General features: G+C 43.6%; 16 protein-coding genes. 14 read left to right on the top strand and 2 right to left on the bottom strand.

Annotation, left to right across the window (positions count from 1 at the left end):
* The first annotated feature begins 256 nt into the window (after positions 1–256).
* Positions 257–4,498 carry an EAL domain-containing protein gene (locus L1D21_RS04900; protein ID WP_239844096.1) on the top strand — a complete coding sequence of 1,414 codons (4,242 nt, stop codon included), beginning with the start codon at positions 257–259 and terminating at the stop codon, positions 4,496–4,498.
* A 148-nt stretch (positions 4,499–4,646) separates the two neighbouring features.
* Positions 4,647–5,153, top strand: coding sequence for a hypothetical protein (locus L1D21_RS04895; protein ID WP_239844095.1), 507 nt, complete (start codon positions 4,647–4,649; stop codon positions 5,151–5,153).
* Positions 5,154–5,787: 634 nt separating this feature from the next.
* Here L1D21_RS04895 and fadJ read toward each other — a convergent pair.
* On the bottom strand, positions 5,788–7,914 hold the full coding sequence (fadJ, locus tag L1D21_RS04890) for a fatty acid oxidation complex subunit alpha FadJ (protein ID WP_239844094.1): 2,127 nt from the start codon (positions 7,912–7,914) through the stop codon (positions 5,788–5,790).
* A gap of 4 nt (positions 7,915–7,918) precedes the next feature.
* Positions 7,919–9,229: an acetyl-CoA C-acyltransferase FadI gene (fadI, locus tag L1D21_RS04885; RefSeq protein WP_239844093.1), complete on the bottom strand. Its 1,311-nt coding sequence runs from the start codon at positions 9,227–9,229 to the stop codon at positions 7,919–7,921.
* A 393-nt stretch (positions 9,230–9,622) separates the two neighbouring features.
* Between fadI and L1D21_RS04880 the strand changes: the two genes are divergently transcribed.
* From L1D21_RS04880 to L1D21_RS04825, 12 genes are all read left to right on the top strand, one after another.
* Positions 9,623–10,579 (top strand): MoxR family ATPase, encoded by a 957-nt coding sequence (locus tag L1D21_RS04880; RefSeq protein ID WP_239844092.1) that lies wholly within the window; start codon positions 9,623–9,625, stop codon positions 10,577–10,579.
* Positions 10,579–11,508 carry a DUF58 domain-containing protein gene (locus L1D21_RS04875; RefSeq protein WP_239844091.1) on the top strand — a complete coding sequence of 310 codons (930 nt, stop codon included), beginning with the start codon at positions 10,579–10,581 and terminating at the stop codon, positions 11,506–11,508. Before L1D21_RS04880 ends, L1D21_RS04875 begins: the two co-directional genes overlap by 1 nt.
* Positions 11,509–12,009 carry a DUF4381 domain-containing protein gene (locus L1D21_RS04870; RefSeq protein WP_239844090.1) on the top strand — a complete coding sequence of 167 codons (501 nt, stop codon included), beginning with the start codon at positions 11,509–11,511 and terminating at the stop codon, positions 12,007–12,009. It begins immediately after the preceding gene.
* Entirely contained in the window at positions 12,003–13,010 is a 1,008-nt protein-coding gene (locus tag L1D21_RS04865) for a VWA domain-containing protein (RefSeq protein WP_239844089.1), read from the top strand. The genes L1D21_RS04870 and L1D21_RS04865 overlap by 7 nt, the downstream gene beginning before the upstream one ends.
* On the top strand, positions 13,007–15,046 hold the full coding sequence (locus L1D21_RS04860; RefSeq protein WP_239844088.1) for a VWA domain-containing protein: 2,040 nt from the start codon (positions 13,007–13,009) through the stop codon (positions 15,044–15,046). The genes L1D21_RS04865 and L1D21_RS04860 overlap by 4 nt, the downstream gene beginning before the upstream one ends.
* A complete protein-coding gene (locus L1D21_RS04855; protein ID WP_239844087.1) occupies positions 15,040–16,674 on the top strand; it encodes a BatD family protein in 1,635 nt (544 codons plus the stop codon). Before L1D21_RS04860 ends, L1D21_RS04855 begins: the two co-directional genes overlap by 7 nt.
* A 94-nt stretch (positions 16,675–16,768) precedes the next feature.
* Positions 16,769–17,332, top strand: a complete 564-nt coding sequence (locus L1D21_RS04850) for a sigma-70 family RNA polymerase sigma factor (protein WP_239844086.1) — start codon at positions 16,769–16,771, stop codon at positions 17,330–17,332.
* Positions 17,325–18,029 (top strand): DUF3379 family protein, encoded by a 705-nt coding sequence (locus L1D21_RS04845; RefSeq protein WP_239844085.1) that lies wholly within the window; start codon positions 17,325–17,327, stop codon positions 18,027–18,029. Before L1D21_RS04850 ends, L1D21_RS04845 begins: the two co-directional genes overlap by 8 nt.
* Before the next feature lie 617 nt (positions 18,030–18,646).
* Positions 18,647–20,098: a sodium/proline symporter PutP gene (putP, locus tag L1D21_RS04840; protein WP_239844084.1), complete on the top strand. Its 1,452-nt coding sequence runs from the start codon at positions 18,647–18,649 to the stop codon at positions 20,096–20,098.
* A 366-nt stretch (positions 20,099–20,464) separates the two neighbouring features.
* Positions 20,465–21,769 (top strand): outer membrane protein transport protein, encoded by a 1,305-nt coding sequence (locus tag L1D21_RS04835; protein WP_239844083.1) that lies wholly within the window; start codon positions 20,465–20,467, stop codon positions 21,767–21,769.
* Between the two features lie 109 nt (positions 21,770–21,878).
* The gene (locus L1D21_RS04830) at positions 21,879–22,265 is read left to right on the top strand and encodes a VOC family protein (protein ID WP_239844082.1); all 387 of its coding nucleotides are present in this window, start codon (positions 21,879–21,881) and stop codon (positions 22,263–22,265) included.
* A gap of 170 nt (positions 22,266–22,435) precedes the next feature.
* The gene (locus L1D21_RS04825; RefSeq protein WP_239844191.1) at positions 22,436–23,452 is read left to right on the top strand and encodes an efflux RND transporter periplasmic adaptor subunit; all 1,017 of its coding nucleotides are present in this window, start codon (positions 22,436–22,438) and stop codon (positions 23,450–23,452) included.
* Positions 23,453–23,470 lie beyond the last annotated feature (18 nt).

Here is a 23,470-nt window from a genome sequence, read left to right as displayed (position 1 = left end):
AACACCTTGAAGAAGCACAAAAGCATAATAGAGCTAAACTTATTGTTCTGTTTGTTATCGAGAAACATTTATAAAATCACCTATCAACCCACTCTAAATTGTCAATTTTTAAGCAAATTGACAAATAAAAGTGCAAATAATAACGATTAATAGGCTTGTAACTCGCTAGTTCTTTGACAAATCATTTACTTTCTGGAAAAGTAGATTAAACATCCAGCGCCTACAAGCATTACAGGCTAATAACCAAACAAACAATATGCCTAAGATCCTGACAACGCTCGTCACCATAGTCATGTTAGCAATCACGCTGACAGGTCAAGTTTTCGCCAGCGAACCATTACTAAAAGTTGATCACTTTAATGTCGCGGAAGGTCTTTCTCAAAGTACTGTTACTTCTGTTGTAGAAGATCAATATGGATTTATTTGGTTAGGCACACTAAACGGACTAAATCGATTCGATGGTAAAAAATTTAAACATTATTATTCAAACAACAAGAATTCATTACCGAGCTCCTTTATTAGAAGCTTATTTATTGATAACAACAATCGATTATTAGTCGGAACAGATAAAGGACTAGTAGTATACAATCCAGAGTCAGAGAAATTCGACCAAATAAAAACTATAAAAGACATTCAAAACACTCCTATATGGTCAATTAGTCAAACAAATAAAAAACTGTATATCGGAACAGAAAACACTGTAATTATAGTCAATAATGATTCGTTTGAAGTTGAAGAAGAAATAAAAACAGAAATTAGCGGAATAAAAAAGATAATCCCTTTTAATAACAAATTATTTATAAGAACCTATAATGGGATAATTTTAAAGATTGAAGATTCTAAAGCGGAAAGGGTTGAGAACGCCGACAATATTGCAATATTAAATAACAATATAGTGTTCTTTAAAGATGGATTAGCTCTCGATGAAATTCGAGAAAACAAACCACCTCAATATACCTCAATATCTCAAAATGAAAATGGCGCATATAGTTATTCAAATAATTTACTATATAAAACAGATGAAAATGGAACATATGCCATAGGAGAAATACCACTAGAGAATGTGGACATATCAAAGCCAGATATTTATATCGGAAGTAACAATATATTCCTTACAAGTCAAAACAATGGCGTTATTATTGTAAACAAGAAACAAAATACATTAAAAACATATAGCATAGATCATAATATATGGTCTTTAAGCAAATTGAATAATAAGAGTTTACTAATCACATCTGACTCCGAATACATCTCGGTCTATGATAAAGACCTTAATAAGCTAGAGAGTTATAATTCAGGAGTTTCGGGGCCTAAAACAGCCGTATCAGATATTAAACATATTTATGCCGGAACTGCAAATGGCTTAATATCAATTGATATAATGAATAGAAACACCGAGATAATCAACAATAGTCAGTTTTTTGTTGTAAAAAAGTTCAATAATATTCTTGTTGCAGGAACACTCAATGGCAAGATTATAAAAATTAATTTAAAAAATGGAAAACAAGAAGAAATAAGTATAGATCCAGGAAATCCGATCTATGATATAATTTTATTTCATGAAGATCAAATCATGGTTGCTAGTCAAGGAGGCTTGTTTCACATTTATGAAAACCAAGTTCGTCATATATTTAAGGATGACTTAGTAACAAACCTACATTATAAAAATGGTGAAATACTTTTTGGAACCAGAAGCTCATTGTTAAGTTACAACATTAAAAACGATGAGGTAACACAATTAATATCAACAAACAAGCCTATATACTCTATTGGAACATTCGAAGACAGTATAATTGCAGCATCTAATTCTGAAATCATATTTATAAGCAAAGATAGAAGCTCAACAACATTTTCATCAAACTACGGAAGTCAATCTGAATACAATACTCAATCAATTGTAAGAATAGATGATATGTTTTACATTGGTGGATTTGAAGGTGTCACCAAATTATCAGTAAAAAAAATCACTGATAAAATAAAATCATCACCTCTCCCAGCAACTTTTCTCGATGAAATACTAATATTTAATGTTCCTCAAGAAGTAGGCAGCCAAACACTAAATAAAGGGTTATCATTCTCAAATAAACTATATTTAAGATATTCTGATTACCCCTTTACACTCAAGTTTGTCACTCCAGGTAACTTAGACTCTAGCCTTGAATACTCTTACCAGATGCAAGGTCTTTCTGATACATGGATTGGATCTAAAGGAAATGATTCAGCAACGTATACAAACTTATCTCCTGGTGAGTACACCTTCAAAGTTCATGCAATCGATCCTTTAACCAACAAACCCGGTCCGACAAAAAGTATAGATATTGAAATCACCCCACCTTGGTGGTTATCACTAAGCGCTAAATTGGTATATTTATCAATTGTTATTGTCATAAGTGCCATCATGATTAAGGCCTTTTTGCGTCGACAAGAAGTTCAACGTCAAATCGCGAAGTCAGAAGAGCGTCTGAAGCTTTCACTTTGGGGTAGCGGCGATGAAATGTGGGACTGGGATATCGAAACTGGACAAATATATCGCTCCAACATTTGGGGTTCATTAGAATTTCCACGCGATGGTCAGCGATCAGGTGAAAGCGGAGAAGAAAGTAATATCCACCCAATGGATCAAGAGCGAGTTAATACGGCTCTTAATAATCATTTTTATGGCGTTACCGATCACTTTGAAGCAGCATATCGAGTTAAAGGTAAGGATGATCAATGGGTGTGGATTCTAGATAGAGCTAAAATCGTAGAAAGAGATGAAAACGATAAAGCCCTACGTATGACAGGTACCATCAAAAATATTAGTAATTTCAAACAGGCCGAAGAACAGCTTAGATTGTTTGAACGTGCAATTGAGAATATTTCTGAAGGCATGTTCATCTTAGATAACCAATTTCACTTTGTCGAAGTCAACACCGCCTGTTGTGATTTATCTATCATGAATCGTGACGAATTTATCGGTAATATCTTAAAATTTAGTCTTTACCCGCCCAGTTATTCACAACAAATCCGTACAATTCTCCAGCAACAAGGTAGTTGGAGCGATGAAGTCGAAGCGTCTAAGGGCGATGGCTCCAGCTTTTTAATGGAATTAACCATTGATGCCATTTACGATGAGCAAGGAGTATTAACCCATTATGTTGGCGTTTTCTCAGATATCTCCAGACGTAAGCGACAAGAAGAAGAACTGCGTAAGTTAACCAACAACGATCTACTCACCAACTTACCCAACCGTTCGAGTTTAATGGTAACCCTTGGTAACTTAGTTAAAAAAGATATTCACCATACCTTAATGGTGCTCGACCTTGATAATTTCAAGAAGATTAACGACTCTCTCGGACATCAAGTGGGTGATGAACTACTAATCAAAGTGTCGCGAAGAATCGAATCTACCATACCATCACATACCACCATCTATCGATTGGGTGGTGATGAATTTGCTATTTTGATTGATAACAACCCAGACATAGGCTCTAGTGCCGTAATCGCTAATAATGTTGTCGATGCATTCAGCCAACCCTTTGAGTTAACCAATGACCGTGTTGTTGTCGGGGTGAGTATTGGTATCGTTCTCTATCCAGAAGATGATCAAAACGAGCAGGCATTACTCCGAAAAGCAGATATCGCCATGTATCATGCCAAATCCGCAGGCGGTAATCGTTATCAATTCTATTCTGAATCACTTAATAAAAACGCCATCCGTCAATTAGAAGTTGAGAACCTGATTCGCGAAGGGCTACGCGACGATAGGTTTGAAGTTCACTATCAACCTAAAATTGATTTGAAAACTGGCAAAATGGCCGGTATGGAAGCCTTAGTCCGCTTAAATCATCCCGAACATGGCCTGATTTCTCCTGGTGAATTCATCCCACTGGCCGAAGAAAATGGTCTTATCGTTGAAATTGGTGAGGTGGTATTACGTAAAGCCTGTTTCGCTGCTCAAAATTGGCGACAACAAGGTTTATTCAATGGACGAGTAGCCGTCAATTTATCGTCACTCCAATTTGCTCTACCCGATCTTGAGCAGCGAATAGCGTCAATTTTACGTCTAACTCAGTTACCTGCAGCTAATTTAGAGCTAGAAATCACTGAAGGTACCGTCATAAAACAGCCGGAAAAGGCTATTAAAGTCATGATGCAGCTATCAAAAATGGGAGTTAGCCTCGCATTAGATGATTTCGGTACTGGTTACTCCTCTCTTTCATACTTAAAACGTTTTCCAATCGATACGTTAAAGATTGATAAGGCTTTTGTTGATGATATCGACAAATCTGACCGTGATTTAAAAATGGTCGATTCCATTATTACTATTGCTCACAATATGGGGCTATCCGTGGTAGGTGAAGGTGTCGAAGATGCTTCACAACTTAGCATATTAAAGGCACTTAAATGCGAGGAAATACAAGGATTTATATACAGCAAAGCGGTATGTGAACAGGACTTCTCTTTGCTGCTAAAGCAAGATTTCATCCCTGCCCACTCTTTGAAAAAGGCTAAATAACAGGATAAATAAACCCGACATAAAAAACAATAAATCTACTTTTTTGCAAAAAATAAAAAACATTGGCATAGCAGTTGCTTAACTTATCTCAAGTGTCAACAAAGTGTTGGTTGGCTAGATAATTACTAACTCAGAGAGAATTAAGACAATGATTAAAGGACTAGTTACTGCTTCAGCGTTCGCCCTAGTGTTCAATGTTACTCATGCAAATGAAAGCCAAGATATACTAATAAAAAATAAGTCTGAACAAACTGCTGGCTTTCCTCATGTAAAATTCAAACCATTGGAAATGGAACTCGCAGGTTTTCCCCATGTGAAGTTTAAGCCGATGGAAGTTGCTGGATTCCCTCATGTGAAGTTTAAGCCAATGGAAGTTGCTGGTTTCCCTCATGTCAAGTTTAAGCCAATGGAAGTTGCTGGTTTCCCTCATGTCAAGTTTAAGCCAATGGAAGTTGCTGGTTTCCCTCATGTGAAGTTTAAGCCAATGGAAGTTGCTGGTTTCCCTCATGTGAAGTTTAAGCCGATGGAAGTTGCTGGTTTCCCTCATGTGAAGTTCAAGCCAATGGAAGTTGCTGGTTTCCCTCATGTGAAGTTCAAGCCAATGGAAGTTGCTGGTTTCCCTCATGTTAAATTCATCAACTCAGCAGTTGCTTAAGTCTTAGGAGAATTATTATGATTGATTCATTGAAAAAAGTACTTGGACTTAACCACAAGCCACAACGCAAAAAAGCTAAATTACCAGCTGGTTTAGAACACCTAGAAGTGATCCCAGCAAAAGGCTGGTGGAACTAAGCCACAAATTTTATTCTCTCGAGTAAACTAAAAAAGGAGCATATATGCTCCTTTTTTAATGTCTAAATTCATTTGATAAATGCAGGCTAGAGGCTCAATTGAATACAGTTATCACCTTGGGCGCGCTTTAGTGCAAAACGTCTATGTGTTGAAAATAGCGGATAGCTAAGAGGTCCCATAACCAAACCTAATACAGCCCAACGCTTGACCCCCAATCCAGACCTAAATGCTAAATTCCCCATGACGATACTACTAAGAACAAGAATACTCACTATTAATACAACCACTTAAACCTCTTCACCATCTATAACAAGCTTTCCTGCCAACTAAGAGCCATCCATAGGACGCCATACAAGGCCTTCCCCCTGAGGAAAAACTTAAGCATCATACTTAAAACAAGGATAGATGCGAATAAAAAATGAGCACAAATTGGTTCTAAAAACAAAAAATGCGACCTATTCGTCGCATTTTTAATAACCTAACAATTGTTTCAACCGTTAGTCGTGAAAGCAGGCACCCGTTGCCGCCATTTCCTGTAATTTGTCACAGGGCTTAAAACGCTCACCATGCTCACTAGCATATTGATTAAGCATAGCCACCAAGTTATCTGCGCCTAATGTGTCAATATAGCGGAATGGTCCACCCAAAAATGGAGGGAAACCAATACCGAATATGGCACCAATATCACCATCGCGAGCAGAAGCAATAATCCCCTCTTCTAAACAACGAACGGCTTCATTAAGCATCTGCACTACACAACGTTGTGCCAATTGCTTTTCATCGCCCTTCGCAGATGGAGTGACACCTAAAACGCCATAAACGCTTTCGTCTACTCGTTTCTTATTGGCCTTACTCTTAGCGCCATACTGATAAAAACCTTTAGCGTTCTTACGACCTTTACGATCATCAGCAAGTAACTTGTCAAATGCGGCCGGTGCTTTAAATCGCTCACCAAGTTCTCCCTCTAGGATTGGTGAGATCTTAGCTCCCACATCGATACCAACTTCATCGAGTAATGTCATTGGCCCAACAGGGAAACCAAACTTAACCAAGGCTTTATCAAGATGTTCCACACTTTGACCTTCAAGCAGTAAATTTGCCGCTTCGTTCATATACAAGGCTAAGATACGGTTGACATAAAAACCTGCGCCGTCTTGAACAACAATGGGTGTCTTACCTTGTTTACGAGCAAATGCCACCGTGGTAGCAATGGTTTGCGCCGAAGTTTGTTTGTGGGCAATCACCTCTACCAATGGCATTTTCTCCACTGGCGAGAAGTAATGTAAGCCAATCACATTCTCAGGACGTGACGCAGCTGCAGCAATCTGCGAAATGGGTAACGATGAGGTGTTGGACGCAAAAATAGTGTGTTCATTACACTCTCTTTCAACATCCTTCACCATTTGATGCTTGAGATTTAAATCTTCAAATACCGCTTCAACCACCATATCGGCATCTTTAACACCCTGATACTCAGTTGTCGTTGTCATCAGAGACATTAAGTTATCACGCGCAGCAGGTGTCATATGACGACGTTTGACGCCTTTGTCGAGCAATTTATAAGCGTAGGATAAGGCGTTGCTTAAACCCGCTTCGTTGATGTCTTTAACCCTTGCCGGAATTTTGGCTTTGGTGGTGGTTACCGATGCGATGCCGCCCCCCATCAAACCACCGCCTAATACCATCACTTTATTAACAGCTTTAGCTTGAACCTCGCCTGCTCCGGACTCTTTCTTCATTTCGGTTGTAGCAAAGAAAATGCTACGCAGTGCGGCTGATTCTGGCGAAATCACTAAATCACCAAAATGACCAGCTTCCACTTCTAACCCCATAACCATGCCTTTGCTCATCCCTTGGCGAACACAATCGATGATCTTGGCTGGCGCAGGATAATTCCCTTGAGTCTTACGGTTCACTTGCTTTAACGCTTGATCAAAAATGATGTTACGTCCTACAGGCGTGCCTTCAAGTAAACGATTAACTAACGAGAGTTTGCGTTTAGGTTGAACTTTCTTGCCCGTCAGAGCCATTTCGATAGCAGTTTGGAGCAAGATAGATTCTGGCACTACATCATTAACAAGCCCCATTTTTATCGCCTGTTTAGGACGTAACTGTTTACCCGTTAGCATCATGTCTAATGCTGTCGTAATGCCAACCAAACGCGGTAAACGTTGAGTGCCACCACCGCCAGGCAGTAAACCTAACTGCACTTCTGGTACGCCCATCATGGTTTTAGGGCTGTCGCTACACACTCGTTGATGACAAGCCAGCGCCAGCTCTAAGCCGCCACCTAAACAAGCACCATGAATTGCCGCAACCACAGGAATATTAAGTGACTCTATAGCGAAGAAAACTTCATGTCCCTGCTTTGAAAGCAGCTTGGCATCGTCAGCTGTTTGGCAAGCTGCCAACATAGAAATGTCGGCGCCAGCGACAAATGAATCCTTCTTACCCGAAATAAGTACCAAACCTCGGATAGATGCATCGGCTTTGATCTCGGCGATAACTTCAAATATTTCGGGACCAAATTCGGCTCGCAAGGTGTTCATTGTCTCACCCGGAACATCCATGGTGAGGATCGCAATACCATTTTCTAGTCGCTTTAAACTAAAACTCTTTTCCATGAGATCACTCCACTTCTACAATCATTGCTGCGCCAAGACCACCTGCTGCACAAGCCGTTGCTAAGCCTGTTCCGCCACCACGACGTTTAAGCTCACGACACACTTGAGTAATTAATCGAGTCCCCGTCGCCGCAAAAGGATGACCATAGGCTAGTGAACCACCAAGCACATTAAACTTACTCATATCGATTTCGCCGATGGCGCGACTACGGCCCAATTTTTCTTCGGCAAACTTCTTCGAGGCAAACATCTGCATATTGGCCAAAGTCTGCGCCGCAAAAGCTTCGTGCATCTCAATCAAGGTTAAATCTTCCAGCTCCATCCCTGCACGCTGAAGTGCTAGAGGCGTCGCATACGAAGGCCCCATCAGCATATCCTGCCAAACATCAATTGCAGTAAACGCATAACTCTTGATGTAACCAATTGGCTGGTAACCCAGAGCCTTGGCACGGCTCTCACTCATTAACAATACAGCAGAAGCACCATCGGTCAGCGGCGTACTGTTTGCCGCTGTCACAGAGCCATGTTTACGATCAAATGCTGGGCGCAATTTGGCGTAAGACTCAAGCGAAGAGTTAGCACGAATATTGTTATCTTTTTCGATAAATGATTTATAAGGCGGAACATGAGCAGTCATCACCTCATGATGCAGATATCCAGCATCCCAAGTTTGACTGGCCAATGTGTGAGAACGATGGGCTAAGGCATCCTGATCTGCTCGGCTAATATTGTAAGTTTTTGCCATTTGCTCGGCGGTTTGCCCCATAGACAAACCAGTTGAATACTCAGCAACCGCTGGAGGCACTGGTAGCAAGTCTTTCAGCCCTAGTCTTTTAATAATCGCCAACTTTTGCCCAAAACTTCGGGCTTTGTTAAGGTCAACTAAAGCATGTGCAAGCTTTTTTGATACACCGATAGGTAAAACAGAAGAAGAGTCGGCACCGCCAGCAATACCAATATCGATATTGCCCGCCATAATCGATTCGGCCACATTAACGGTAGATTGAAAACTGGTAGCACAGGCACGAGTAACACTGTAAGCATCGGTCGCGACATTCATGCCGGTACCAAGCACAATTTCGCGAGCAATATTGGGCGCAGCAGGCATCTGTACAACTTGGCCATACACTAACTGCTCAATCTCTTTGGGGTCGAGTTCAGAACGAGCCAATAACTCATTGACCACCATCTTCCCCATATCCAGCGCCGACACACCGTGAAATGCAGTCGCTTGTTTAGCAAAAGGGGTTCGCAGCCCCGCTACAATCGCAATACGATCGCCTTTTGCATTGGTTACTTGCTGTAAATCACCCATCTTTTCCCCTTACGTTACCCAACTCACCAAAGTGAAAATGGTGTAATCATTGTTTCCCTACGTTGTTGTTATACTAAACCCACAACAGGTCAGACCATTAAAGTGTGATCTGATTCTAACTTCTTATTTTACAATTTTAAACACCCGTTTAGTTTTTAATCTTAAATAATCTGTTTAGGATTAATTAATATTGATTAATAAACGCTATTTCACTCGCTGGAGCAGTTTAAATCCCTGATCAGTCATGCTAACGTTAATCGCCTATTTAGCGATAGACCAAGTCCCGTTCTCAGGCGGTTTACAGCGATAAAAACCTGATGAACTCAAACTTGACTGAATTTTTTTACATAAGCTGCTGTCTACAGCACACTATTAATAAAACAGAGTAGCAACATGCCCTTAAGCCGATTTCATGCATTACGTGATTACCTAAACAAAGTTATCCTTGGTCAGCCCACTCTCACAGAAAACTTATTAATAGCCTTGATTGCCGATGGTCACTTATTAGTTGAGGGACCTCCAGGTCTTGCCAAAACCCGTGCAGTGAAAGCGCTTAGTGATGGCGTCGAAGGTGACTTTCACCGTATTCAATTTACTCCGGATCTGCTTCCTGCAGATTTAACCGGTACCGACATCTACCGCGCACAAACTGCGACTTTCGAGTTTGAGGCAGGTCCAATTTTCCATAACTTAATCTTGGCCGATGAGATTAACCGCGCTCCAGCCAAAGTGCAGTCGGCGCTGCTAGAAGCCATGGCAGAAGGCCAAGTCACTGTGGGCAAACATAGCTATAAGCTACCAAAACTGTTTTTGGTGATGGCAACACAGAACCCACTTGAAAATGAGGGCACCTATCCCCTACCAGAAGCGCAGTTAGACCGTTTCTTAATGCACCTAAACTTGGATTATCCCAGTGCGGAAACCGAATTTGAAATCATGCGTTTGTCACGCAATGAAGCCAAGACTCAAAGCTTACCTAAAGTCTCGCCGATAGCAGAGGCCGAAGTCTTTGCCGCCAGATCCGAAGCGTTAGACATCTATCTTGCCGAGCCTTTGGAGCAATATATCGTCAATATTGTTATGGCCACTCGTCAGCCACAGCGTTATAACGATACCTTAGCCAACTGGCTCGAATATGGTGTCAGTCCACGGGCGACCATCTCTATTGAGCGCTGCGCTCGCGCCCGAGCATGGTTAATGGAACGCGACTTTGTGTCGCCAGAAGATATTCAAGCAGTCGTGCCTAATGTCTTGCGTCATCGCCTATTACTTAGCTATCAGGCTCAGGCCGAAGGTGTCGATGCCGACACGGTGATCAGTCATATACTTAGCCAAGTTGCGGTGCCTTAATGTCCAATAGTGAACTTCCGCTATTTGCCGATGGCGTATCACTCAATCAGAAAGAACTGCTCGCCTGCCAGAATATTGCTCGCGCCCTGCCCGAGCGCCGCACTAAAGCCCGTGCCGCATTAGCGGGTCATAGAGCCAGCAATATTAAAGGCAGAGGCATGGAGTTTGCCGAAGTGCGCCATTACCAAAGTGGTGACGATGTGCGCACCATAGATTGGCGTGTTACGGCTCGAACTGGCAAGGCACATACCAAACTGTTTGTCGAAGAGCGAGAACGTCCAGTTTTGATCTTGCTGGACTTAAGTCATAGCCTGTATTTTGGTTCGAGTTTGATGTTACAAGCGGTGCAAGCCTCTCACCTTGCCGCCACTTTAGGTTGGAGCGCTGTTGGTCATGGGGACCGATTAGGGGCACTATTAGCCAGTGAACAGCAACATATTGAGCTTAAACCTCGGAGTCGTCAAACGGCCATGCTAGCCTTGATTTCGGCAGTGCAAAAATTGCATCAACAGCAGCTAGATGGTCTCGAACAATTTCAAAATGAACCAGAGCATCTGCTGCGAGCCTGTCAACGACTGAGACGTATTGCCAAACCCGGTTCACTTATCTGGATCATCAGTGATGGGGCAAATTTTACCCCTCAATGTCTTGCACCATTAAGCGAACTCAAGCGCCACTGCGATATAGGCGCCTTTTTAATTTCAGACCCCTTAAGACAAGGAGAACTGGCTTTACCCTCACAATTTCAATTACCGGTGAAAGATGGCAACAGTGAGTTACTCCTTAATCGCCAAAGTTACAATAACTGGTTGGCAACACAGCAGCAGCAACAACAGCAATTTATCAGCATGATGACCCAGCTCAACGCACAACCTAAAGTGATCAGCGCCGCCAGGCCATTGAACCAACAGATTGGAGCCCTAAGATAGATGCCTTCGGCTAGCAACAATCCCGCTCTTACAGCAATGAAAGATATTCAGCCGCCAGCAGATATAGGGGCATGGCCCCTCGCCTATGGCTATTGGTTGCTATTAGCCTTAATCATCATCGCGGTGATAGGGTTAACCATTATCTTAATTAAACACCACCGTCACCGCGCCGCAAAACGTGAAGCCTTGATGCAGTTATCTCAGCTTGATAGTACTCACCCACAGCTGGCAATCGAAGTAAATGCACTACTTAAACGCAGTGCCATGAGCTATCTTCCCCGACAACAAGTGGCCGCACTCGATGGTGCCGCTTGGCATACATGGTTGCAGCAACAAGTTAATCAGTTTGATAATAATCTGGCGCAGTTGCTCGATAAACGCTATCAACCTCAGCCGTTAACTGCAGATGAAGCACTGCAATTGAAAGCTGCCGCCGCTCAATGGCTAAAACAGGCGCTGCCGTTAAAACAGCAAAACAGTCGCAAGGAGGAGCCATGTTGACATTAGCTTGGCCTTGGTTATTACTGTTATTGCCATTACCACTGATTTTTTGGAAACGTTCTCAAAGCCAACAAGTCAAAACCGGCGGTCACCTGAACTTGCCCGGAGTTGGCGATAATGGCGCGATTAGCCAACAATCCTCCAGTAAATCTAGTCAGTTCCCACTGTGGATCATTTGGGTGTTACTGGTCTTTGCCGCCACTCGTCCGCTTTGGGTTGGTGATGTTATAGAACTCCCCAGCAAAGGGCGTGACCTCATGCTGGCTATCGATTTATCTGGCAGTATGCAAATTGAAGATATGGTGCTCGACGGTAAGCCCGTCGACCGCTTTAGTATGGTTCAACATGTGATGAGCGACTTTATCGAGCGCCGCAAAGGTGACAAACTCGGGCTAATTCTGTTTGCCGATCATGCCTATTTGCAAGCGCCACTGACGCAAGACAGACGCTCCATCGCCCAATTCTTGTCAGAAGCGCAAATCGGTTTAGTCGGTAAACAAACCGCCATTGGTGAAGCGATTGCCCTAAGTGTAAAGCGCTTCGACCAAGCTAAAGAAAGCAATCGGGTATTAATATTATTAACCGATGGTTCCAACAATTCTGGCTCCATCTCACCCGATGAAGCCGCAGCTATTGCCGCTAAACGCGGCATCACAATCTACACCATAGGTGTCGGCGCCGACGTGATGGAAAGACGTACCCTATTTGGGCGGGAAAGAGTCAATCCGTCAATGGATCTCGATGAAGCGCAATTAACCCGTTTAGCCACTACCACCCATGGCCAATATTTCCGTGCTCGTAATTCACAAGAGCTGGAACAGATTTACCAAGAGATTGATAAATTGGAACCCACGGATAGCGATCAACTCAGCTACCGCCCGCAGTCTGAACTATTTTACTATCCACTCGCACTGGCGTTATTGGTCAATGTGTTACTGATGTTATGGCGTCTGCCTTTTATCGCAACTCGCCTAACCTTGAATAAATCGGGGGCGCAATGATCCACTTTCTTCGCCCCGAATGGCTATTAGCCTTAATCCCACTCGCCTTACTATTATGGTTGCTTCGCCGCGATGAACAGCAGCAATCGAGCTGGAATAAATATATCGCCCCGCACCTTGCGAAAGTCTTGGTATCGACGCGGGCTCAGAGTAAAAAAAGCGATCTCAATGTGATCACTTTTTGTTGGTTAGTTGCAGTTATCGCCCTTGCAGGCCCGGCATTTAGTAAACAGGATTTACCCGTGTTTGAGGCCAATCAAGGCCGAGTGATTGTCATGGATATGTCATTATCAATGTACGCCACCGACCTGGCCCCCAATCGCCTCACCCAAGCTAAATTTAAGGCCACCGATTTAATCAAAAGCCTTAAGGAAGGTGAAACGGGATTAGTCGCTTATGCTGGCGATGCATTTACCATCAGCCCGCTAACCCGTGACATGTCGACTCTGCTCAACTTACTACCAACACTCAGCCCTGAGATCATGCCAGTAAGAGGTTCCGATCTCCCGGCTGCGCTTACACAAGCTAAGAGCCTACTCACTCAAGGCGGGCATCTAAAAGGTGACATTATCTTGCTCACCGATGGTGTCAGTACAAATCAGATAAACCAAGCTAAAAGCGTATTAGGTGGGAGCCAATATCGATTATCGGTATTAGCTTTGGGGAGTCCACAAGGTGCGCCTATTCGTTTACCCGATGGCCAGTTAATGCGCGACAAAAGCGATCAAATCATCGTGCCTAAAACAGATTATGATGCGTTAAACAACATAGCCAAAGATAACGGTGGCCAGTTGTTTAGTTATCGCGCCGATGGTGGCGATCTACAGGCGCTCAATAAATGGCTAGCACAGAGCCAATCGACGAAAGCGTCAGATTTACAAGGTGAAACTTGGCTGGATGTCGGCCCTTATATCGCGCTTTTATTGTTATTACCTGCGCTACTGAGTTTTAGACACGCGCTAGCCGTATTCGTCTGTTTGCTGATTTTTACCCCGCCAACTCCCGCTTATGCCGATAGTTGGCAACATCCTTGGCAAACCGATGACCAGAGAGCGATGCAAGCTTATCAGCAGCAAGACTATGCCGAGGCGGCTTCCCTGTTTAGCGATCCTAACTGGCAAGCGAGTGCCCACTATCGCAATGGCGATTATCAGCAAGCACTCGAGTTATACCAGCAAGATAACTCAGCCAAAGGTTTATACAACCAAGGCAATAGTCTGATGCAATTGCAAGACTATGACGCCGCGATTAAGCGCTACCAAAAAGCCCTTGAACTAGATGCAAATTTAACCGATGCCAAGGCTAACCTGGAACTGGCTGAACAGTTAAAACAACAATCAGAGCAGCAAGACTCTGATCAAAAAAGCTCTGATCAACAAAGCTCTGATCAACAAAGCTCTAATCAGAATAATTCTGAGCAGCAACAGAATAAAGACCAGTCTCAACAAAACGATCAGTCTAACAACAATCAAGGTCAGCAAAATAGCCAAGATCAGAACCAAGGAGATCAAAACCAATCGGATAATCAGCAAGGCGAACAAAGCCAAGCTGAGCAGCAGGATGCCCAAGGGCAAGATGAGCAAAATCCTAAGCAGCAGGAGCAAACTGACCAAAACCAGCAAGACTCACAGCAAACGCAAAGCAATCAAGCCAATAGCAGTGAAGAAAATGATAATGAAGCTCAAATGAGTGCCAATCCTGATAGCCAATCTAAGGCTCACCAAGATGACGCTCAACAACAAGCCAATTCTGCAACACCAGAGCCACAGGCAAAAGAGCAGCAACAACGCTCCAGCCAAACGGCGCAACAAGCCGCAGCACAACAGGCTGAAAATGCAGATAAAGATAACCAAGGTGATGAACAGGCTCAGGCGCTGACAAACGCAATCGCCCCAGAAGAACTGCCGCCACAGATGCAACGAGCACTGGGCAGCGTTATCGATGATCCTCAAGTCTTGCTTCGCAACAAAATGCAATTGGAATATCAAAAACGACGTCGTCAAGGCGTGACATCAAAGGATAGCGAACAGTGGTAAAACGATACTTTGTGACTTTAGCCTTATTGACACTTTGCCTTTGTGAACCGGCTTATGCACTCACTAAGTTGGAAACCTCCGTCGATAGAAATCCAGCGATTGAGGGCGAATACTTGGTTCTGACAATTAAAGCGGATGATGAAGTCGATAATGCTAGCTTAGATACCAGAGCCCTACTGAAAGACTTTATCGTCGGCCGCACCAGTGTCAGTCGCAGTACTCAGATCATGAATTTCGATGCCAGTAAGGAAACTCGCTGGCAGATCCTGCTGGCGCCCAAGCAATCGGGAATCATAACCATTCCAGCATTGACCATAGACAAGGTCAGCTCAGATCCCATCACCCTAAAAGTTGCCGCCACTGGCAGCCAACCTGAGCAGATGAAGAACCTGTTTATCCGCTCAACGGTTTCTACCGAAGAAGCCTATGTCGGCCAATTGATCACCTACAAGGTCAAGCTTTATCTGGCTGTAGAACTACAACGAGGCGTATTGAGCGCGCCTCAAGTCGAAGGAGCTCAACTCAAACAACTGGGAGATGATGTCGACACCACCGAAATTCTCGACGGTCGCCGTTACCGAGTTATCGAACGTACCTATAGCGTGATAGCCGATAAGCCAGGGACTCTATCGCTCTCTGGCGCCAGTTTCTCCGGCGATGTGCTCGTAGATACCTCACGCCGTGGAGGCATGTTCTCTTTCAATCAGAGTCGTCCGATGGAGGCCAAAGCGGCGCCAAGCGAAATTACCATTTTACCGGCACCCGAGCATTACCAAGGGAAATGGCTGGTAAGCGATCTTGTCATTATTAAGGAAGATCAGCCAGATACCAACACGGTTGAAGTGGGGTCGCCTATCACCCGCAACATCACTTTAATCGCCTCAAATAGTGATGAAAGCAGTTTACCCGAAATCCCAATGTCGCTGCCGGATAGCTTCAAAACCTACCCTGAAAAACCGCAGCGACAAACCTTTGTGCGGGAAAAACAGGTGGTCGCTCAACTGACACAAACCACAGCAATCGTTCCAACAAAAGCAGGCACTTATACTCTGCCTGAAATAAAGGTGCCTTGGTGGAATAGCCACAGCCGAAAACAAGAATTCGCCACACTACCAGAGCGTACTATTACCGTGACTGCAGCAGAAAATAGCAATGCAGTGACACCCACTTTAGTAAGTGAAGCCAAGCAAACCGACTCGGGTTACTGGCCCTATTTAACAGCCCTATTTGCGGCGCTGTGGCTGCTAACACTATTGCTTTGGCGTAAGCAATATCGTGAAAAAGTAACCATGAGTCCTTCATTTGCTGAGCCAGTATCACCAAAAAAAGCGCCCAATGGCGATCTGCAAACACTCACGGCAGCCTGTCAAACAGCAGAAGCAGGTAACATTATGCTAGCGCTACAAGCATACTTCAGCCAACGGCTGAATCGTGCAATGACCCTAACTGACATTGGAGCATTAACGCCTGAGCTGGCTCAAGCAATCACTCAATTACAACAGGCCAGGTACAGTAAAACCCACCAGCCAATCGATACCAAGGCAATTATTAACGCGGTTAAACAAGCTTCTATAACGGGTCAATCGGCGCAGAAATCAGCACTTTCGCCCTTGAATCCGTCAGTTTAATCGCCACTTGCTTAAGGTTCGTCAAAAGGGGTAACGTAGGCTTGCCCCTTTTTTATGGCGTTGGTTAGGCCAGCGAGTCGAGCAAGAGGGAAAAATGTTTAACATTGCCCGCAATAAAACTGCTAAAGCCTCGGTCAATAATGACATGCTAAGTAAACAACGACGCTACGATAGCCTTGTCAGGGCACTTCATGCCGATCTGTTCCGCTATGCCTTTTGGCTTTGCGGCGATAAACATATTGCTGAAGATATCACTCAAGAAACCTTTCTTAGGGCTTGGCGCTCTTTAGAATCCTTAAAAGATGATAAAGCCGCTAAAGCTTGGCTGATCACCATTTTAAGACGTGAAAATGCCCGCCGCTTCGAGCGTAAGCAGTTTAACTATAGCGACATAGAACAATCGTCTCTCGAAGATACGCATTCACCCTCTTCAGAAGACAATATGGAACAACATATTGTGCGAAAACAGATAAGCCGTCTGGAAGTGGAATACCGCGACCCATTGATTTTACAAGTGATTGGCGGTTTTAGTGGCGATGAAATCGCAGACATATTACAACTGAACCGAAATACCGTTATGACACGTCTATTTAGAGCGCGAAATCAGCTCAAGGAGATGCTTGACGACACGCACAATAAGGGGCATTCACATGGATGAATTAACCTTCCGCCGCGAAGCCTATGCGAATCCACATAATCAACAAGCCGAGTTTTTGGCAGCAATGCAGGCATCAGATCAAAGAGTCACCTTCGTGAATGACCTAAAACAGTTAGATAAACAGCTCGAAGCGGCCATGAAAGTCGAGCTACCCGAAGGATTAGAAGCCAAGTTATTACTCAACCAACAACTACATCGTCACCAGCAGCAAAGACGTAAAATCGGCTTTGTTGTTACTTTAGCCGCCTCGATTGCCTTTATTGCTGGGATAGGTTTCAGCTTGCTACGACTTTCACCTGTCGATTTAGGCCAACACGCCCTTGCTCATGTTTATCATGAGGTCAAGGCGATGCAGAGCGAGCAAAACATCAGCTTCAATAGCATCAATACCCAATTAGCCTCACTGAGCGGCTTAAACCATGCACACTTTACCCAACAGCCTGGCCGAGTGCTCTACAGCTCCTACTGTGATTTCCAAGGTGTCAGGAGCCTTCATCTGGTAATGCAAACCGAACAAGGCAAGGTTAGCGTGTTTATCGTGCCTAAAGAGCAGAGAATGACCTTAGCACCGAGCTTTGCCGATAAACGATACCAAGGTATGGGATTTAATGCTGATAACGCCTATTTAGTACTGGTTGCCGAAAACAAAAATGAATTAAGCGATGTTAAAGAAGAAATAAAACAAGCCTTTATTTAATGTCACATAACTTCATGGCTTCAATAAATTTACTCCACTATGGCTATCGATAGCAGGCTTTACGCTACAGATAGCCAGTTTCATAAACTCGCACTAGCGCCAACATGCTCTTAATCACTCAGTTATTGTGATCTACGTCAAATTCTTGCTAGCATAACGGCTTTAAAGATTCGCAATCACAATAATAAATCGCGACCCATTGCGACTAAAAATATTGGCAATAAGAGTAAAATTTTCTTGAAGTCGCCTGACTGCATCCAAAATTTTACGCTGTTATCGACGTTTTTAACCTGCAACAACGACCTTAAAAATTATTGCGACTGCTAATTAGTACGCGTTGAGCTTTGAAGTTTTTTGCAGCAGTTTATTAGATAACCTGAGCGAGTGATAAACAGAGCCGCTGAATAGATTTTTTATTTTCAAACTAATCACTTGTATCGTTGATTTAGCTTGTTAAATTTAAATTTTTCGACACTCATCATCCCGAGTTCATGTTTGATATTGATACACAGCAGCGCTTTTGAACTGTGGTTATTCCACATGAAAAAGTGCTAATGCAGTAGAAATAACAACGAAGCTCAACACGCCTTCAACATAACAATAAAAATGGCTTACGCATGACTATTGAATTACCAATCTTAATTACTTTTGTTGGCTATCTCGTGTTAATGATGGGAATTGGCCTTTGGGCCTATAAAGCCACTGACTCAGTTGACGATTATATCTTAGGTGGCCGTTCTATGGGGCCAGCAGTAACCGCACTTAGCGTCGGCGCTTCGGACATGTCCGGTTGGCTGTTATTGGGTTTGCCTGGGGCAATTTATCTTGGCGGTCTGGGCGAATCATGGATTGGTATCGGCCTAGTATTCGGCGCCTGGCTAAACTGGCTTTTCGTCGCCAAACGCTTACGTATCTATACCCAATTTACCGATAATGCCCTCACCCTACCTGATTTTTTCGAAAAACGTTTCGATGATAAAAAAGGCATTCTCAAGCTAATTTCGGCCGTCACCATCTTATTGTTCTTCACCTTCTATACCTCCTCTGGCATGGTCGGTGGCGCCATCTTATTTGAAAAAGTCTTTGGTTTAGATTACACCATCGCCCTTATTATCGGCTCCATTATTATTGTGGCTTATACCTTTGTGGGTGGTTTTTTTGCCGTGAGCTGGACCGATTTTTTCCAAGGTTGTCTGATGTTGGCCGCGCTACTGTTTGTGCCTATGGCTATTTTTTCGGAGCCCGCCACCCAAACGGGTTTAAAACAGCTCGATCCTCAAATGCTGTCGATGTTTAGCGAAAACACCACCTTTATAGGCCTAGCTTCTTTGCTGGCTTGGGGCTTAGGATATTTCGGCCAACCGCATATTTTATCTCGATTTATGGCCATCGGCAGCCCAGATGCGCTTAAGTTATCCAGACGCATCGCCATGAGCTGGATGATCGTCGCCTTAATTGGTGCGCTTGCAACAGGCATTGCCGGAAGCCTCTATTTCGCGAAAACACCATTGGAAAATTCAGAAACGGTATTCATCCACTTAGCCCACGCAGCTTTTAATCCTTGGATTGGGGGATTACTAGTGGCGGCTATTCTTTCTGCCATTATGAGTACAATCGATTCACAATTGCTGGTTTGCTCTAGCGTGATCACCGAAGATTTCTACAAAAAATGGTTGCGTCCACAAGCCAGCAGTAAAGAACTGATGCTAGTAGGGCGTATTGGTGTGTTGGCCATTGCGGTTATCTCGGGTGTTATTGCACTTAATCCTGATAGCAGTGTATTAGGCTTAGTGAGTTACGCTTGGGCAGGTTTTGGCGCTGCATTTGGCCCTGTGGTTATCTTGTCACTGTTTTGGCAGCAATATAGTCGTAATGGCGCGATTGCAACGATTCTAGTGGGTGCTGTCACCGTAGTGCTATGGAAACAAGCCAGCGGTGGATTATTTGATCTATATGAAATCTTGCCAGGTTTTGCTTTTGCGACACTGGCGGGAATAGTGGTGAGTCTAATTTCTAAACCCAGCGCGCAGATAACAGAGCAGTTCAAACTGTTTAACGCCAAACTGTAATCGACAAACTGTAATCGACAAAAAAAGTTGACAGAAATCACAAAAAGCGTACACGTGTACGCTTTTTTTATTTGTTTCAATTTTGGCTGTTTTGGTATTTTTATTTACAAAAAATTAACCTACTTAGAAACGGCATAACCCCTGAAATCCCCAGTGGTTAAGGCTATGCAGCAAAATTAAAACAAGCTTAACGCCACACTCCTCTTACCACTCAAATTTATAACAATTAACAAACAAATTTTAGACACTGGTCGGAGTTGTTAGCCGTTCTTCACATCCCTACTATGCAGCAGACTAAAAATGGATCTCTGTGGATGGTATATGCCGATTCATATAAACAGAGGCCAATAATAATGAGAATGAATCATGAAATTATTTAACAAGACGCTATTAGCTGTTGCCGTAACACTTGCAAGTTCACAAGTTATGGCTTCAGGTTTTCAATTAAACAGCCAATCAGCAACCGGTATTGGCCGTGCATTTGCTGGTGACGCCGTCATTGCTGATAACGCATCAGTACTTTCTCGTAACCCAGCGGCAATGGCGCTGTTCGATACAGACGCTATCTCTGTAGGTTTAACCTATGCCGATATCAGCGTTGATGTTAAAGACGTGAACTTTGCTGGCGGTGCTGTAGATTTAGGCAGCATCGACGATGCAGGTACTTCAAAAGCTATCCCTAACCTGTATTATATTCATCCTATTAACGACAAATTTGCTGTCGGATTTGCTGCATTTTCTAACTTCGGTACCGGTACCGATGCTAGCTCTTTATCAAAAAACCAAGCAGCAGCACCTTTTGACCTGCTGGGTGAAACTGAAGTGACTACTGTTAACTTCAATACCAGTATTTCTTACCGCATCAACGACATGTTCAGCATTGGTTTAGGCATAGATGCCATTTATGGTGAAGGTCTGTTAACTCGCAATGCTGGAGCCACGCCATTAGTCGATGTTGATGCCGATGGCTGGGCATTTGGCGGTATCCTAGGTGCAACCTTCGAGCTAGATCAAGACAACCGTTTCGGTGTGAGCTATCGCTTCAGCCCAACCGTTAATGTAAAAGGCGACATCAATACCATTACTACTCAGGACCTGTCTGCTGCAGGCTTGGGTAACCAAGTCATTGCAACTTCATTTGACAGCCTAGATGTGCCATTAGCGGATATTTTCCAATTCGCCGGTTTCCATCAATTGACCCCTAAATTTGCCGTTCACTACACTGTACAGCACACTTCATGGAGTGTTTTTGAGCAGATCACGGCTAAAGATGGCGCCAATACCATTGCAACAGGCCAACTCGCTGGCACTCAACTTCCAGCAGTGAGTTCAGTTGCATTGAAAGAGTACAAATGGAAAGATTCATGGTTATTCAGTGTCGGTGGTACTTACACCATCAACGATCAATTCACAGTACGTGCAGGCTATATGCATGACCAAGGTATTGTTGATGAAATCAGCTCAATTTCATTCCCTGACTCAGACCGTAACTGGTTCACAGCAGGTATGAGCTACAATATTAACCTACACAACACCCTTGATTTTGGTATCGCCTACATCAAAGGCGATGAAGTGAACATGATTGAAAACAGCGCAATTACCGGTCCTGTAAATGCAATTACCGAATCTAGCGGTATCTACTACTCAGTACAATACAGCTATAGCTTCTAAATTGTCGCTCTAATCACCGTTTAAAAACCGCACTTTTAGTGCGGTTTTTTTGTGCTTCTTAAAAATCTTTTCTACAGTTAATAAGACCGTTAATGACTAGGGGGAGATTATGGCCAAAGTAATTGGTTTAGGAGGAATATTTTTTAAAAGTCCCGATCCGAAAAAGCTGGCACTTTGGTATCAAACACACCTGCAATTGCCCGTTGAAGACTGGGGTGGTGCAGCCTTCTATTTAGACAATCTAACTGCCCTCGCCCGCAGCGGCTACAGTGTCTGGACTCCTATGTCGTCAGATTCTGATTACTTCACCCCTTCAAACAGTCATTTCATGTTTAACCTGATTGTCGATGACCTTCATCAAGCCTTGCTACAAGTGCAGCAAGGTGGCGCACAAGTGATGGGAGAAACCGAAGACTCAGAGTTTGGAAAATTTGGTTGGTTTATCGATCCTGACGGTAACAAAGTAGAGCTCTGGCAACCTAATATCAAGACTTAAGCAGCCATATACAGACTCACATCGCAGAGCAAAATCTCATTGAATAACAGCGGCTAAAAATAACACTATCACAGGAGTATAGCTCCATCGTATTTTTCTAATAAAAGATTGCGATTAACACCAAACTCCATTAGAATTTTCTTATGAAGTTAGAAAAGGTCAGTTACAATATGGGTATTCAACAACAAGTATTAATGGGTTTTCTGCTTACATTCGCTGTGTTTTCTGCATCGGCAGAGCCTATCGCGACTATTACTATTGTTGCAGAAACGCAACCAGAACGTCTCACACTGGATGCGCAACTCGAAGCCACCAAGGCTGCGACCGTTTCAGCACAAACCTCTGGGCGTATTATCAAGATCAATTATGATGTCAATGACATAGTGCCTCAGGGCGCGGCATTACTTGAAATAACCAGCAAAGCCCAAGGAGCCGAATTAGCCGCAGCAGAAGCCGAATATGCTAAAGCTGTCGCCCAAAATGAAGAAGCGCAAAAACAACGTAGCCGTTATGCGCAGCTGTTTCCTCAAGGGGCTATATCACAAGGCGATATGGATCAAGTGATTGCCAACGCCAGAGCAACGGCTCAAGCGGTCAGTGCCGCCAAAGCACGTATTGTTCAAGCAAATGAATCACTGCAGTACACCGTCGTTAGCGCGCCATTTTCAGGTGTCGTTACTCAGCGTTATGTGGAACAAGGTGAAACCGTTGCCCCAGGCCAAGCATTACTCAGTGGATTTTCTACCGAGCAGATGCGCGCGGTCACTTATATCCCACTAAGATATTTAGATGCGTTACGAGCACAATCACAGGTGAAAATTAGCCTCAATGATGGTCAACAATTACTGTCTGATAAATTCACAATTTTTTCATTCGCCGATCCGAGTAGTCACAGCTATAAGGCGCGTATCGATCTCCCCAAAAACCAGCCAAATCTAATGCCCGGAATGTGGGTTAAAGCTCAATTTATTACCGGAGAACGATCGGTCATTACTGTGCCTAAATCGGCTATCAGTTTTCAAAATGAGATGAGCGCCGTTTATCTTCAGCAGCACGGCTCATATCAACTCAGTCAGATCCGTTTAGGCACCATGATTGACGGCCAATATGAAGTGTTATCCGGCTTGACAGTGGGAGATGTTATCGCCGCCGATGCTTATCAAGTACTACTTAATTTAGATAAATAATGGGCTTGAGCCGTATTG

The sequence above is a fragment of the Shewanella sp. Isolate11 genome (assembly GCF_022398315.1).
GTDB lineage: Bacteria > Pseudomonadota > Gammaproteobacteria > Enterobacterales > Shewanellaceae > Shewanella.
This window is presented reverse-complemented; position numbering and strand designations above follow the sequence as displayed.